11 protein-coding genes and 2 pseudogenes are annotated in these 15343 nt (G+C 38.7%); 2 read left to right on the top strand and 11 right to left on the bottom strand.

All coding sequences use genetic code 11. From position 1 onward, the window contains the following. The first annotated feature begins 71 nt into the window (after nt 1–71). Together ACMHKH_RS02560 and ACMHKH_RS02555 are read left to right on the top strand one after the other, a co-directional pair. On the top strand, nt 72–989 hold the full coding sequence (locus ACMHKH_RS02560) for a hydrolase or metal-binding protein (RefSeq protein ID WP_413519112.1): 918 nt from the start codon (nt 72–74) through the stop codon (nt 987–989). A 178-nt stretch (nt 990–1167) separates the two neighbouring features. Beyond that, a complete protein-coding gene (locus ACMHKH_RS02555) occupies nt 1168–1464 on the top strand; it encodes a helix-turn-helix transcriptional regulator (protein WP_413519111.1) in 297 nt (98 codons plus the stop codon). Nucleotides 1465–1557: 93 nt separating this feature from the next. Here the strand turns inward: ACMHKH_RS02555 and ACMHKH_RS02550 are convergent, their stop codons facing one another. The 11 genes and pseudogenes from ACMHKH_RS02550 to ACMHKH_RS02500 form a co-directional block, all read right to left on the bottom strand. Continuing rightward, nucleotides 1558–2745, bottom strand: coding sequence for an ATP-binding protein (locus ACMHKH_RS02550; protein WP_413519110.1), 1188 nt, complete (start codon nt 2743–2745; stop codon nt 1558–1560). A 99-nt stretch (nt 2746–2844) separates the two neighbouring features. After that, nucleotides 2845–2931 (bottom strand): annotated as a pseudogene (locus ACMHKH_RS02545) (hypothetical protein); the annotation flags it as partial. Between the two features lie 37 nt (nt 2932–2968). After that, on the bottom strand, nt 2969–3205 hold the full coding sequence (locus ACMHKH_RS02540; RefSeq protein ID WP_413519109.1) for a helix-turn-helix domain-containing protein: 237 nt from the start codon (nt 3203–3205) through the stop codon (nt 2969–2971). A 134-nt stretch (nt 3206–3339) separates the two neighbouring features. Continuing rightward, the gene (locus ACMHKH_RS02535; RefSeq protein ID WP_413519108.1) at nt 3340–4146 is read right to left on the bottom strand and encodes a M48 family metallopeptidase; all 807 of its coding nucleotides are present in this window, start codon (nt 4144–4146) and stop codon (nt 3340–3342) included. A 6-nt stretch (nt 4147–4152) separates the two neighbouring features. Further along, nucleotides 4153–7503: a type I restriction endonuclease subunit R gene (locus ACMHKH_RS02530; protein ID WP_413519107.1), complete on the bottom strand. Its 3351-nt coding sequence runs from the start codon at nt 7501–7503 to the stop codon at nt 4153–4155. Between the two features lie 36 nt (nt 7504–7539). Continuing rightward, nucleotides 7540–10509 (bottom strand): reverse transcriptase domain-containing protein, encoded by a 2970-nt coding sequence (locus ACMHKH_RS02525; RefSeq protein ID WP_413519106.1) that lies wholly within the window; start codon nt 10507–10509, stop codon nt 7540–7542. Further along, nucleotides 10509–11729, bottom strand: a complete 1221-nt coding sequence (locus ACMHKH_RS02520) for a restriction endonuclease subunit S (RefSeq protein ID WP_413519105.1) — start codon at nt 11727–11729, stop codon at nt 10509–10511. Before ACMHKH_RS02520 ends, ACMHKH_RS02525 begins: the two co-directional genes overlap by 1 nt. Continuing rightward, nucleotides 11719–13236, bottom strand: coding sequence for a type I restriction-modification system subunit M (locus ACMHKH_RS02515; RefSeq protein ID WP_413519104.1), 1518 nt, complete (start codon nt 13234–13236; stop codon nt 11719–11721). Before ACMHKH_RS02515 ends, ACMHKH_RS02520 begins: the two co-directional genes overlap by 11 nt. A 38-nt stretch (nt 13237–13274) precedes the next feature. Further along, nucleotides 13275–13856: a restriction endonuclease subunit S gene (locus ACMHKH_RS02510; protein ID WP_413519103.1), complete on the bottom strand. Its 582-nt coding sequence runs from the start codon at nt 13854–13856 to the stop codon at nt 13275–13277. A 109-nt stretch (nt 13857–13965) separates the two neighbouring features. Further along, nucleotides 13966–14445: a hypothetical protein gene (locus ACMHKH_RS02505; RefSeq protein ID WP_413519102.1), complete on the bottom strand. Its 480-nt coding sequence runs from the start codon at nt 14443–14445 to the stop codon at nt 13966–13968. A 588-nt stretch (nt 14446–15033) separates the two neighbouring features. Continuing rightward, nucleotides 15034–15284, bottom strand: a pseudogene (locus ACMHKH_RS02500) (hypothetical protein); the annotation flags it as partial. Nucleotides 15285–15343: the final 59 nt, after the last annotated feature.

Below are 15343 nucleotides of genomic sequence, written 5' to 3'. Positions count from 1 at the left end.
AAGCGCATAAACGCCCACCCGTTATAGGTGGGCTTTTTTATGGCTAACTAGAACACATAAGGAATATCACCATGATTAAAGGTCTAACTATTACCCCGCCAGTACTTGGTCGTATCAGCATTGGGCGTGTCATTCAAAAGGATGGCAAGCGTTTACCTGCCAAGGACGATCAATTCACTATTACCAGTCAAGTACAAAACAAAGACGGCTGGATCAATCATCCACTTGATGAAAAGCTGCGTGTACGTAGTGAAGGTAAGCTCAGACAAATACCGGTACGTATGCTGTTTAATGATCCTGAACTAAACCTACGCGCTGAATACACACTGTTCGATAGACAAACCGGACGCCCACTATGCGTCGGTGACGGAGAGCAGTGTCAGCGCCGAACCAGTAAGGGTGTTGAAAGCCATCCATGCCCATCGCCTGATCGCTGTCCACTGGCGCAAGGTGGTGCTTGTAAGCCATATGGCAGGCTTTACGTCAATCTCAGTGAAGACGACGAGCTTGGTACGTTTATCTTTCGCACCACAGGCTTTAATAGTATTCGTACATTAGCCGCACGGCTCAGCTACTTTGCTGCGGTGTCAGGTAATAAGCTGTCTTGCTTGCCACTACAACTAACTCTACGCGGTAAAAGCACGACGCAAAGCTATCGCACGCCGATTTACTTTGTCGACTTAACGCTACGGGATAGCATCACACTCAAGCAAGCGGTGCAGGATGCACAAGCGATAGATAGTGAGCTGAGCGAACACGGCTTTGATCAAGCAGCGTTAGAGGAAGCCGCTAAACAGGGCTACGTGAATTCATGCTTTGAGATTGATAGCGACGGTCTCCTTGATGTGATCGAAGAATTTTATCCAGCAGAGACTAGCGATGCTAATCACAACCTACAGAAGCAAGGATACTTACAGAACGAGTTAGCTACTCATAACGTGAACAGCATTGAGCAAGGTCTACGGCAGAGCGTAACGGCTTTAAGTTGATACATGGGTTTGTCTTATCAATATAGACAAAAAAGAGTTGATGAGGTCAGCTCTTTTTTTATGGCGTGACGGCAAGCTAGTCTTAACTCGATAGGACAGCATAGGACGCAGTAAATAAATATGGGACTCGGTATGAGTATGAGAGGAAACGCTCTCATTCACTTACAAGGAGCTAATCATGGACAATTTCAATACTAATAATCAAAGTGGCTTAGATGATCTAAGAGTAACAGCTATACCTCGCATGCTACCGATCAAAAAAGTTATTTACTTTACGGGACTAAGTCGTACCACAATTTACGATATGCTAGACAAGAGTTCTGAACGTTATGACCCCACCTTTCCTATTCAAGTTAAACTAACCAAGGGGTCTAAGAAACGCAATGGGTTTAAGGCACGTAATACACGTGTAGCCTGGGTAGCAAGTGAGGTTGCACAATGGTTAGAGTCAAAAATGGCTGAACGAGCTCACTAGGTAAATATAGAAAACAAGCCAATCACAATGGCTTGTTTTTTGTTCGTCTAAGCTCGTCTAAGCTCGTCTAAGCTCGTCTAAGCTCGTCTAAGCTTAGACCAACTTCCAAACTTTGTCTTCAAAATGTATAAGATTTTTTCTTTTCATTTTTTGGAGTAAGTTTTTTATTTTGTGAAATTTTTGATCATCAGTTAGGACATCCGGAAGCTTACTAGATAGAAATTTATTAAAATCTGAACGGTTGGCGTAACCAAATTGTCTAAGCAATTCTAAAACAGCCGTTTCATAATACTCTTCATTCAAACCCTTTAAGAGCATATACTCTGCCTGCTGATCTGTGTGTTTAGCAATATCAGCGGCAATGGTGTAATTATTTTTACGCCCTTCAATTAGGGATTTTTTACGGAGTATCTCAGCTTCATCCTCAGTAATAAATCGACCTTTTTGTACTTTATCGAGCGCAATAATATCATGTAATGACAGATCATTTACTAAAGCCAACTGCTTAGCATATTCTTGATCCAGCACTTTACCCGTAAGTTTTACTCGTACTTTATTATCAGATAAATCGTAGTCTGGTAATGGAAAGTAACGTTGGCTTTGAATCTGGTACATCTTCTTGATACCACTACCCACTGTATCCATCATATTCAAACTAACCATTGCATTAACTAAAAACTGGTTGCGGTAATTACCTTCAGGCGCATCTTGAAGCAACACGTTCTCAATAGTTTTGGGTATAAAATCACCACTATTTTGAAATACTAGTGTCGAATCTTCTTTTTCTACTATAACAATACGCCCACCTAAACGGTAATCTTGATGACCAATAGCGTTGCTTAATGCCTCTCTAATGATATAGGGATCATACTGTTGCACTTCTTCAGGGAAAAGTGTACCAGATGGCATATAACGATAGTTCAGGTTACGAATTTTCTTATAAACTTCGTCTAGCGCAAGTAGAAAAGGTGGCTCAAAATGTTGATAGTCTTTTTCAAAACCATCTACACCCTTTAATATCCAAGTGATCCTAGCTTGAGCAGGGCTAATAAAGTGAGTGGATTCTGGGAGCCCTAATAGAATGATAGCTGTATTAGTAATTTGACCATTAATAGTAATTTTAGCTTTATTCAAAAATATTGTGTCATCCCATCCTTTCACATCTTCTGCTAAGCGCTTATTTTTTTCTGCATAAACCTTTCTTGCTATAAGGATAGCTTCAGAATCGAGATCGGCTAAAGTTGCACCTTGGCAAATTTCCGCACTCCAGTCATTAGCCATACTTTTCCATAGTTTGCGACTTTGATCAGGATAGTGTTTGAGCGGTTTGGTTAAGCTACCAATACGAATATAAGCTTCATGCAAGAAGCTAATAGGTGTATTAGTTGCCGCAGGAATTTCAAAAAGAGAGACTAGCTTATTATTAATCTGTAGCTCGTGAATAGTAAAATGTATTTTTGGAGTAATTTGACGAACAAGCCAATGTTCAAGATCTTCGTTGCCTTTAGCTTTTTTTTGTCTTAGGGTGAAAACTTGTACCCACGATATTATGAGTTATATCTTCTACACCAAAAACTAAATATCCAAACTGTTTACCTGCAAGACATGCACCATTAGCGAGAGCAGATATTCTTTGCCCGATTTCTTCCGAACTATGAAAGTTATGCTTAAACTCAAGCCACTCTTGTTCAGTCGGTTGCTGAATTAGCTTTAGGACAAGATTTTCATAGTACTTGGACATGGGAATATTCTCATTAGCTGATCAACGATTAGTATAGCGGAAAAGCATGATTGAGCAAAAATTACCTAGAAAATAAGAAGTTAAAATCTACCTCTATATTAGAGATGTTTAATGTGTAAATAGGCGAATTGCTCTCACTCATTCAAATAAAACTCTGCCATCCCATCAAGCCTTTCCTTCACCTCTTTCCAGTTAGGCATCACCTGCATCAGTAGCCGCCAGAATTTCTCGCTGTGGTTGTGCTCAGCTATATGACACAACTCGTGCAAGATAACATAATCAATGCATTCCTTTGGCGCTTTTACTAAATGAGGATTGAGTATTAAATTGCCTTTTGTAGAGCAACTGCCCCATTGTTTCTGCATTATTAAAACTTTGTATAATGGAACGTCCTTTACCCACGAAGCCTTTGGTAGCAAGGCTTTTAATCTGGCACTGAAGATGGCTTTAGCTCTGTTTTGATACCATTTATCGAGCATACTTTTTACTTTTTCAGCTTGTATTTTCTGGTCTATTTTGTTGTCACTTTGCTGCAAGAATACATTCAACTGCCCACGACTCAGCTTCACACTAGGTTCAGTCTCAGAACTAATAAGCACTTTTAACACATAACGGCGACCCAGATAAAATTGGGTCTCACCGCTGACATAGCGCTTTGGCAATACATGATCTTTTTGCTTGGCGAAGTCTTGTAGGCTTTGCCATATCCAGCGAGCACGTTTCATCATAGCGTCATGTATCATTTCATTAGTAGCATCGATAGGCGCTGTGGCAACCACACGCTGATCAGGATGTACCTTTATGACCACTTTTCGGGGTTTGCAAGGTTTGGTCTCATCAGTAATTAAATTATTGCTTCTAGATTTATTTTTTGCTTCTTTACGCACCACTTCATAATGGATCTTATCTTCGCCATAATAAAAGTCGCTAGTCTCAGTCATTGCCTACTACCCTCTTGCAGCTCGTGGGCTACTTGTCTCTCTCGACAGCCCAAGTCGGGTAATCTTTAGCACTTCTTCAATGAGCTGCTGCGCTTTATCGATACCCAAGTCAGCAAACAGCATTGGCAATAACCGTCTATTAATCGCATTTTCAATCTCACTGGCATTGATTGAATACTCTGCCACATTCGTTTTGACTACCTCATCAATCTCAAAGGCGTAAGCGACCAGCTTATCGCTATCTAGCTCTTTATCCGCTAAGAAATCAGTGTCAAATAAATGCTTAAACAAACCGAAATAAGCCTGAGCATGTTTGTTTAATTTGCCATTATCATCGATAAAGTCATTCGGTACGTCAGCGACGTCACGGTCTTTTACGGTTTGCTCAAAGTCAGCAAACATCATGTACTGCTTTACGGGTGCATCGAACATCGCCTTAGCTTCCTCAATGGCTTTTTTTAGGAGCTTAGAGAAGTACTCTTGCGCATAAGGATCATCAGCCAAATCTTGCTCAATCATTCTAGTGACACGACCGGTAATTTTATCGGTTTGGTTGCGGGCTTCATCGTCACTCATCGCTTCAGGCTTAATGTTTTTTCCCAACTTACCTAGGTTATCGACTAGGTAAACGCCTTTTGCTTCTTTAACCTCAAGCCCTGCAATGTGCTTATCGAGTAAGCTGCGAATATCCGCTTCATACTCATCGTAGTCGATGGTTTCATCAGCGTCTTCCCGCACTTGCTTACGTAGATTAATAAAGACTTTTAGATCGGCTTTGTAGCGGTCACGTTTATTATCGAATGACTTATCTTCAAAGAAAGATGCTGATTGCAACGCAATTTTCATAGCGTTAGAAAACTCGGTCAAAGCAGCATAAAAGTCGTCACGCTCTTTAAGCTTGGTATCGACTACTCTGCCATCGATCTCTTGCATCTTAGGTGCCAGCACCTGCCTTAGCGCTTGCCCGTCTTGCTTATTTTTTACCGATGAGAAGATCGCCCACAGCTCGCTATGCAGTCTTGGTAGCTGTTTGTATTCGGTATCCATAGCGTTATACAGACCCTTAAGATCTTCAATATCAAAGCCACCTTGCGTACGTTCCGCTAAGTCTTGATACTTCTCAATAGTAATATCCAGCTCTTTTAAGATACCTCGATAATCAATCAGATAACCAAAGCGTTTCTTCTCATGTAAGCGGTTCACTCGAGCAATCGCCTGAATGAGGTTGTGCTGTTTTAAGGGTTTATCAATATACAGCACAGTGTTCTTGGGCTCATCAAAGCCCGTTAATAGCTTATCAACGACAATCATAATGTCAGGACCATCATCAGTACTAAAGGCTTCTATAATGGCTTTGGTATAGGCTTTTTCATCACCGCCGTATTCAGTAGCGACATTATCTTGCCACCAGTTTTGTACGATGTCTTTTGATTCGCCATCGACGGTGTCATGCCCCTCACGGGTATCAGGCGGTGACATAGCAACCACAGAGGTCACTTTGCCAATCTTATCTAATGCCATTTTATAGCGAATAGCTGAGGCTTTAGAATCACAAGCCAGTTGACCTTTTAGATGCTGCTGTTTAAAGTTTTGAAAGTGATCAGAGATGTCATGAGCGATCAGCTCAATACGACCTTCAACCTGATAGATTTGACCTTTTTGGGAGAACTTACGTTTGAGATCTATCTTTTGATCATCGGTAAGCTTTTGGGTGATACGGTCAAACCAAGCATCAATAGCTTGGTCATTGGTATTGAGCTCAGGGATCCGCTCTTCATATAACAGTGGCGTGACGGTTTTGTCTTTGACAGCTTGCTGCATGGTGTAAGAGTGAATGATGCTACCGAATTTGTTTTCGGTCTTATCATCTTTTAGTAATGGCGTACCCGTAAAGGCAATAAAAGCAGCATTCGGTAAGGCTTGGCTCATGCGAATATTATTCTCACCATTTTGGCTACGGTGACCTTCATCGACCATGACGATGATGTTTGGGCTGTCGTTATAGCATTCATCATACTTAACGGCTGAACCGAACTTGTTAATAATGGAGAAGATAACACGTTCATTACCATGACCGATTTGCTGTGCTAGACGGCGACCAGAAGTTGCCATCGCATCCGTTTTGTCTCTATCACTAAGTACGCCACCAGAAGCAAAAGTTTGGCTGAGCTGAGTCTCAAGATCGACACGGTCAGTGACGACAATGACTCGGCACTGTGCTAATGCTTCTAACCAAATAAGCGCCTTTGAGAAGAACACCATCGTAAAGGATTTACCACTACCTGTCGTATGCCAAATCACTCCACCCTCACGACTGCCCAACTTACCATCAGAGCTGTCAAAAGTACTGATACGTTTAATCAGGGCTTTAATACCAAAGACTTGCTGATAACGGGCAACGATTTTGCCCGCTTTTTTATCAAACAAGGTAAACATGCGCGTCATTTCAAGCAAACGCTCAGGCTGTAATAAACTGACGATTAAGCGGTCTTGATCGGTAACGACTAAATCACCAGCATTAATCAACGATTGGTAATCTCTCTTAGCAGAAGCAGGACGATGATCAAATAAACTATTAAGCTGATCATCACTAAGCTTTTGGTTTTTTAGACGATGAAACTCAGGCTCAGATATCTCTTCCTCGACCCATTTTGCCCAAAACTTCTCAGGCGTACCGCAGGTGGCATACAGACCGTCATTACCATTCACCGCTAGCAATAATTGGCTATAGGCAAATAGATGTGGGATTTGTTTTTGACCTTGGTTACGAATGTGCTGAGAGACGGCTTGCGCATTGGTCGATTGCCACTCTCTACTGGAGTCAGGGCGCTTGGCTTCAATCACTGCCAACGGCAGACCATTTACAAAGCAGACGATATCAGGAATGATATTACCTGTACCCTCGGTATTATGTACTACCATCTCTTCGGTAAAGTGAAAGCTGTTGTTATCTATATTGTCCCAATCTATCAAACTGATGGTTTGAGAGGTTCTTTTGCCGTCGATAAATTCTGTCACCGTCACGCCATAAAGCATGGCGTTATAGAGCTTTTCATTAGCGAGCTGCAAGCCTAGATTCATAGCTGGGTTTAGCTCGTGCATGATTTTATCAGTAGCGCTGTCTGATAGATGATGCAGTGTGCCTTCAAACGTAAAGGTTTGCTTAGCTAAAAATGCACGCATGATGGGTAGCAAAAGCACTTGGTTAGTGGCTTTGTTGATACCTAGCAGTTTATTACTACGCATGGCGTTGCATTGGCTGGGGGGTATAAACTGATAGCCCAGCGTAGTGAGCAATGTTAAAGCAGGAATTTTTGAGCTGAATTCTTCTTGAAAATTGATTTTATTTAATGACATTTATCGCTCCTAAAGCGCGTTCATAAAGAATGTCCTTTAGCGATTTCGAACCGACTCATGATCATAGCCAGGAGGCAAATGTTTAAAATAGTCAGTTTTATTTGGTTTCGACTTATATTGAAAGTCTCTAATTTTCTTTATATCTAATGTTGTCGTCAAGATACAAGTATTATCTCCACCTTTGACATAGACAATATTCGAATTAACTGTTTTAGTTGGCTGTAATACGCAAGATCCACCGTGCTGTGAAGTATTCACCTGAACAGTATAGCAGTGAATATCTCTGACTACTGATTCTAGAATATGCTCATAATAGTTAGTATCTCTGTTCCATACACAGGCTACTAATAGGTCAATTTCTGACTTGAATAAAGAACGATGTGTAATATCAGAAAGTTCATAACAATTATAAGTAGTAAATGACGTACCTCGCCAAGACACTCTATGATAATAAGCTTTTGGTTCGAGATAGAGATTTGCAGGCTTGAGTCGCAGAGATTCAAGCATTTCTAGTTCAGCAGGCGCATAGTGATTTTTAACTCGTGCAGTCATTACACATGACTTATATTTATCTGAAGTTCTAAAAGGTAATGCCTCAATGATAAGATTGTAAGCTACATCATCTACAACCCAATGCTCTAAACCAAAAACCAGTCCAATTTGATGTCTTCTTGAGAAAGTAATCATAAAAGGAAGCCAGCTGACAGGAATAGCCACTTCTGGAAGTACGACTAAATCAGCTTTTTCAGATATCGCAGAATTTAATATACTATACAGCTTCTCCTGCCTTTCAAAGCTGAGATTAGGTTCATGATCTTTACGAACTGCATCCTCAATATCAGAATCATTTATTTTTATATTTGCTATAGCTAACGTTAATTTATCTCTAGATTGACTTCCTTTAACTTCTAAATGTGACTTGACAATTTTCGATTCATCATTGCAATTATTAGTAAAATTAATCAAATTATTATTTTGTTTAAATTTAACTCTGTAGTTATTCAATACACTTTCTAACAACTGGTTCAAATTGCTATCAGGGCTAAGATGTTTGCCTAGATGAAACAATTGCCATTCATCAAAATGAATAAACCTAGGAGAATATTTGATTTTATTGTCATCAAGTTCAATATCTCTATTGTTTATGAAATAGGTTTCTACTGTTAGATCACTATCACTGTTTGAAAAATTAGCTAAAGGCCAAGCGACTAAGTTATGTCTTATTAAGTTTGATTTTCTAAAACTTATAGAATAATTATACAGTTCTTCTTTAGATGTGTTTAACGAGCTTAAATTTTTAAATACTTTTCCATCAGCGGATATATCTAATAACCCCATGGTAATTGTTAAAGAAAGTTTATTAAATAATCTTAAGTCTTCGCATAATTCATCAGTGACGCCCTTTAACTTATATTTTTTTTCAGGTTTTATATAGCTGATTTTATCGATTTCATTATCGATATAATTATAAAAAAATATCACGAACTTATGATTTCTAGTTATCACTGCATATTGATATATTTTCTCCCATAAACGAAAATGTTGAAGAGCGTTCTGACCTTTGAAAAAATGTTTAACTTGTGATAAAACGGTATCATTTTTATTTATTTTACAAAGTCTATGAGCAATTATGTGGCTTGATAGATACTTTGCTAATTCCGTTTCGTTTTCTACAAGTCCTACAATGTTACGTAGTTTATTGGTTGATCCGTTGTAAATAATGTCATATGCAAATCCATCTAGCTCTTTATCTATATGATTATTTGGTAAAAACCTAAAAGCACTGCTTTGTTCATCTATTTTTTGTTTGAAAACTTCTAGACTTGCTCGACTATGGTTTTTATCAAGAAAATGTAATATAAGCTTATCTTTTTGAATTTGTAATAACTGTTTATGTGCTTTGATCAAATAATTTGAACTGTTATCTTCATTATCTGCCAACGTACTACCGAGGTAGTGTTCCATGAATGACTCAATCGGTGAATCATCACTTCTAAAATTAGCGTTTCTTGGTCTTTTAAAAACCATAATGATATCGTCTACATACCTGCCGTAGTAATCTGGTCTGACCTTGCTCTCTACCAAATCATCAAATTCGGATAAATACCAGTTTGCAATGATAGAAGATGAAGACAAACCAATCGGTAATATTAGATTATCTTTGTACTCAGTATGGGTTTGATCAAAACTCTTTTTTATAGCGAGTTGATAGCTAATATAAACCTGTTCAAGCAAAGTATTTAGTTGGATAGCTAATTTACGTTTACCAATATCTTCTTCGTAATGCTCTTCAATAATTTGCGTTATTTCTTTAAAGTCTAAATCCACGTTGTAATAGAATGATTTTATATCGAGGGATAATAGAGCTACATCATCATTATCTTTAGATATATTAGTTGCAACTTCAACTGCTTGGTCGCGCCATTTGTTGTATTGATAAATGTAACGTTTAAAAAGCCCAGTTCCAGTTGTACCGTCTTCAATTGTAGCACTCTTCAATGCCGTAGGATGCATACGATTTCCGTAACTATCTTTGCTCATTTTTGTTTCTAAAACTGAACCAACGAAAAGACACCATAGAGTTTCAATTATATGAATTTCTACAGGAGCAGTAATGAAGTAATTTATTTTAGAAACTGAATAATTATCTGACTCTCTTACATTACTGATAAATAAGCCTTTATCTTCATTATCCTTTCTTTGCTTATAGTCTTCTTCTTTTCGTTCTACAGCTTTTGGTAATAGACGATAGCTTATATCTTTCAACCATCTTTTAAACTGTTTACTAGCGCAAGCTTCATTATTATTAATAGTTGATACTATATTTATAAAAACGTTGTCTAATCCATCACTACTCTCTTTGTCTTCTGATAACTGACTTACCTTCATATTTTGTATTTCAAATTCAGCAATTTGCTGCTTTAGAAAAAGGTTCAAATTTTCGTGATAAGCTAAACCTTTCAAATACAAATATGCTTTTTCAACATGCTGGATACTAATTTCCATTAGGTAACTTCCCCATCAACTACCACCCGTTTCTTACCCGTCAACAACACCTGCATCAGCGCCTTTTTCTCTTGCTGCAAATCAGCCAATTGCTGCTCAAGTAACTCAACTTCTTTATCGGTATTGGTTAACACGGTGGCGATTTTTTGTTGTTCTTTATGCGATGGAGGCGAAAATATTAATTGTGACTCAAAATTAGTCTTATTTATAATCGGTACAGCTTGTGTTGCTGCACTTCCTTTAATTTGCTCTGCATGAAATAACAATTGATAGTAAATGAATTCACCGCAATTATTACCTTTTGCACAAACTGAGTTAATCTGCTGATTGGTAGCTAACTCTTCTCCTGCTATTCCTAGCTTACCAATTGTAGAACCTATACATGTGAATAGAGAACTACCTTTTGGCACTTTTCTTGTTTGGTTAAAACCAAGATCGGTTAGCCTCTTAGTAGTCTCTAAAATATATTTTGAAATACCCAAATCAGAAGGAGATACGAATAATCTATCTCCTCCATAGTACTCTTGGTTTTTAGTAGAAGGTGTGTTACCAGTAATAACATCCGCTACAAAATTTATAGGCTGTCTAGCCCACTCACCCTCAAACCTTTTCCCCGACTCCTCAAGCAACCGCTTTTTACCCGTCAACAATTGCTGCATCAAGGCTTTTTTCTGCTGGGTGCTATTCACAATTAAACGCTCAGTGGTGCTAATCGCTTTATCCCAAGTAGATAGAATTTTAGCGATTTTTTGTTGTTCTGGGAGTGGTGGTATGGGTAATTTCACTTTCCGCAACTCTTCCAATGAAATTTCTTTAAATGTAGAACCTTTGCTAAGAGAGTTAATTCTGTTCAAGATAGGTGTGCTAGCAAGACTGTAATATACAAAATTCGTCTCGTTTTTTGTATTCACAGAAATTCTTGCCGTGCCTTGTGTTAAATTAGCTTCTAACAATTCTGGTGGAACTATACTAGTTCTACCGATGTTTCCTCTTAAAGAAAATACAATGTCATTAGGATGTACGGCTGAACGTCTATATTTGTGATGAATTTCAGATGAAGTTCTTTGCAAATCCTCAATTTTTATCTCACCACCAACATTTGAACTTTTTATGTATGGGACACCATTTTCAACATGAGGTCCTGCTTGAACAATACCGTATGAGATTTTCTCTTTAGTAATTTCGCCAAGAGATAAAGTTTTCCAACCATTAGGCATCATAACCCAACTCCTTTAAAAACCCTGCCATCTCAGTCTCTAAACTCTCCAGTTCAGCTTTTAATTCAAGACGCTCCGTACGCACCGCGACCAGATCAATCTCCGCCTCTTCCTCAAAGGTATCGACATAGCGTGGAATATTTAGGTTAAAGTCGTTATCGAATATCTCATCAAAGCTCGCTAGATACGCATATTTATCAACACTTTCCCGTGCTTTATAGGTTTCAATGATTTTATCGATATTGTCTTCGGTGAGCTGGTTTTGGTTTTTACCTGATTTAAACTCATTACTTGCATCGATAAACAGTACCTTGTCATCGGATTTATTCTTTTTAAACAGTAGAATAGCGGCTGGAATTCCCGTACCAAAGAATAGCTTTTCCGGTAAGCCTATCACCGTATCGAGTAGGTTTTCTTCAATCAGCTGCTGACGGATTTTGCCTTCACTAGATGCACGGAATAGCACGCCATGCGGCACCACCACACCCATTCTGCCAGTGTTTGGTTTCAGCGTTTCGATCATATGACTGATAAAGGCATAGTCGCCCTTGGTCTTGGGCGGTACACCGCGATGGAAGCGACCATAGGGATCGCTGCTGGCATCTTCATGACCCCATTTATCCAGTGAAAACGGCGGGTTGGCAGTCACCACATCGAACTGTAATAAATGGGTGCCGTCTTTATCGAGGAGCAGCGGATTACGAATGGTATCGCCCCACTCGATACGGTGGTTGTCCTCACCGTGTAGGAACATATTCATCTTGGCCAGTGCCCATGTCGAGCCAATGGCTTCTTGACCGTATAGCGCATACTTCTTAGAATTTGAGTTTTTGCGTACCATCGCCCCGCACTTAATGAGTAGCGACCCTGAGCCGCAAGCAGGATCACAGATCTCATCGCCCTCTACTGGCTCAAGGATAGTCGCCAGTAAGTTCGATACTTCGGGCGGCGTATAGAATTCACCAGCCGTCGCGCCACTACTGGCGGCAAAGTGCTTGATTAAAAACTCGTAAGCATTACCAATCACGTCTAAGCTACCGACGCGCTCAACGCTTAGGTTGAGGATCTCTTTGCCAAAGTCTTCTAGTAAATGGCGTAGCAGCTCGTTCTTTTGCTTTTCTTGACCCAACTTATCGGTGTTAAAGCTGATATCTTGGAAGACGTTTTTAAGCTTAGTGCCGTTAGCTTCTTCGATGGCATGGAGCGCCTCATCGATACGTTGACCGTTGCCCGGCTGGTGACGCTGCTCGTATAAATCCCAAAAGCTAGCGCCCTCAGGCAATACAAAGCGCTGCTTGGACATCATGGCGTGGATCAGTTCTGGGTTGTCGCCAAACTGCTCAACCAGCTTGTTGTACTCATCACGATAGACATCGGATAAATACTTGAGAAATAGCATGGTTAAAATAAAGTCTTTATAGGTATCGGCGCTGATCACCCCACGGAAGGTATCGCAGGCATTCCAGACGGCTTTATTAATATCGTCTTGATTGATTTGGCTGGTGGGCATTATGGTTCCTTAATAAGAGTTATAGATAGTTAAATAATTCATTTGTTAAGTAAATCTAGAGCAATAGCTTTAAGTTCTTGCTGCCTATTTTCAATTAGCTGTTGTAATATTTTTTGCTCATTTAAGCTAGATCGGTGTAGGGCGACTATTTCACGCTGCTGGTTTATAGGTATTAATTTTATAGGTACGCTTTCTAATACTTTACGACGTATACCTAGATTAATACCTCCTTCAGCAGTTTTTATAAAATAACGTTGGGCATAAAGCTGATTAAGTTGCCAGCAAATAAACTCTGCTGAAACTTTATCCATTGCCGATTTTTTTACTTTAACTATAAAAAAATGTGGACTACATACTGTTTTTTTGGGCAGGTCTTCTACTAAAGAAGCAAAGTTTTTACTACCTCTTGCGGAAAACAAGATATCTCCAGATTCAAGCCAGATAGGATTTTTTTTACCAGGAAGGATTGTTTTAATTATTTGATTCTGGTTAATCTGCCCAGTAGGTTGTGCATCGCGTAGTTGAACAACATATACGTCACTATTATCATCTGGTTCAATACTAGTTCTAAATGGATAGCCTGGACTAATATTCGCAATATCACTCAGCTTTTTCATCATTTTATAACCTATTACATCGGTTTAAATTTATTTTATAGCCTACTTAGGTGATATCTTTGTCGAATAAGAATACATTTATAAAACCTAAGCGAGCTATCAAACATATAGATTAATAATCTTTTTCATCAGGATAAATGGGTGTCTCTGTCTTCTCAATGAAGTTAATACGCTCAATTATTACTTTGTCTAAAAGTTTTAGCTTTTCAACAGTGTGATAAATATCACTGTCATTTTGATATGCTTGATGTGCTTTTACTTCAGCTTGTTCTAGAGTGTCAGCTCTTACTTTCACACTATGTGATAAAGACATATCAAACTGAATTCCGATTTCATCACTCGAAATTTCTGACCAGATGTGTTTGATAACAACCTCTTTATCTGACACACGAGGGTAGATATATTTATAATCTTCGTTTTCAGTTAAAAAATTACTCAATAAATTATTAGGTAGCTCACTTCCTTCAACAGTCTTAGTAAGATTAATTAACTCAGGTGAGATAATCATTTCATCTCTAAATGTTAAATCAACACTCATTTCGTATAGCCAGCTTTTACGTGGCTTCTGTTCTTTTTTAGCAGAATTGAACATATTTAGTATTTCCTTTTTTTGAGAGATTCTTCTTTATGAATTATATTCTATGAAGAATATATTAGGCTCAATAGAATTATTTGCAACAACATCACACTGCATAGCTATGTTTGAAGTCGCTACTTTACCACTTATATCGCAATGTAGCAACACTGCGTTAAATATAAGTTTATTCGCTCTTTAAGAGGATCGTCTTTAGACAGGTTTAGTTATTAAAACAGCATGATATAATAAGAATATATGATTATCGAAATACATAGCGACTACTATTTGTTGGTATAAATGTTGGTATAAATATATTTTTTTATATAAATAATTATATTTATCAAATACTTAATATAGCTGTTCGGCTTCCTCCTTCCCGCCAATCTTATCAAACGCTAGTTTTCCCACCTTGTCCTAAACACTCCCATATCCCTTTATAAATAACGCGCCTAGCGTTTTTTTTATGTCTGCTATTTTCCTAATCTATCCGAACATAACCCACCTATCCCGTAGCTTGTGTTGGTCTATTATTCATACACACCTCAATTAGACCAACATCCTATCTAAGTTTATAGGCCTTACCAACATAATCGTCTTAACGCTTTAAACATATAGCGCGTAGGTATAGGAATAGAACAACATATCAAAAATTAAATGACCAAAAACATGGGCTTTAGATGGAGTGGAAAGCAATTGCATCATCTGCTCTCTATGCGCTTCATGACTACCTAAATGGCATCATCAATGGCTCAAGGGAAGTCATCTAGCATCGCTTGCTCACCTGTATTGTTGGCAATTTGCGACATCACAACATTATTCTCATAAAATTTATCAGCAATGGTATTGGCATAATTCCATGTCTTGATTGGTCAGCTTAAAGGAAAGTCCCGAGACGTTGACCATATTTTAGTGC

The sequence above is a fragment of the Psychrobacter glacincola genome (genome assembly GCF_965118485.1).
GTDB classification, from domain to species: Bacteria; Pseudomonadota; Gammaproteobacteria; order Pseudomonadales; family Moraxellaceae; genus Psychrobacter; species Psychrobacter glacincola_D.
Note: the sequence above shows the minus strand (reverse complement) of the source record. Positions and strands in the feature narration are given on the sequence as shown.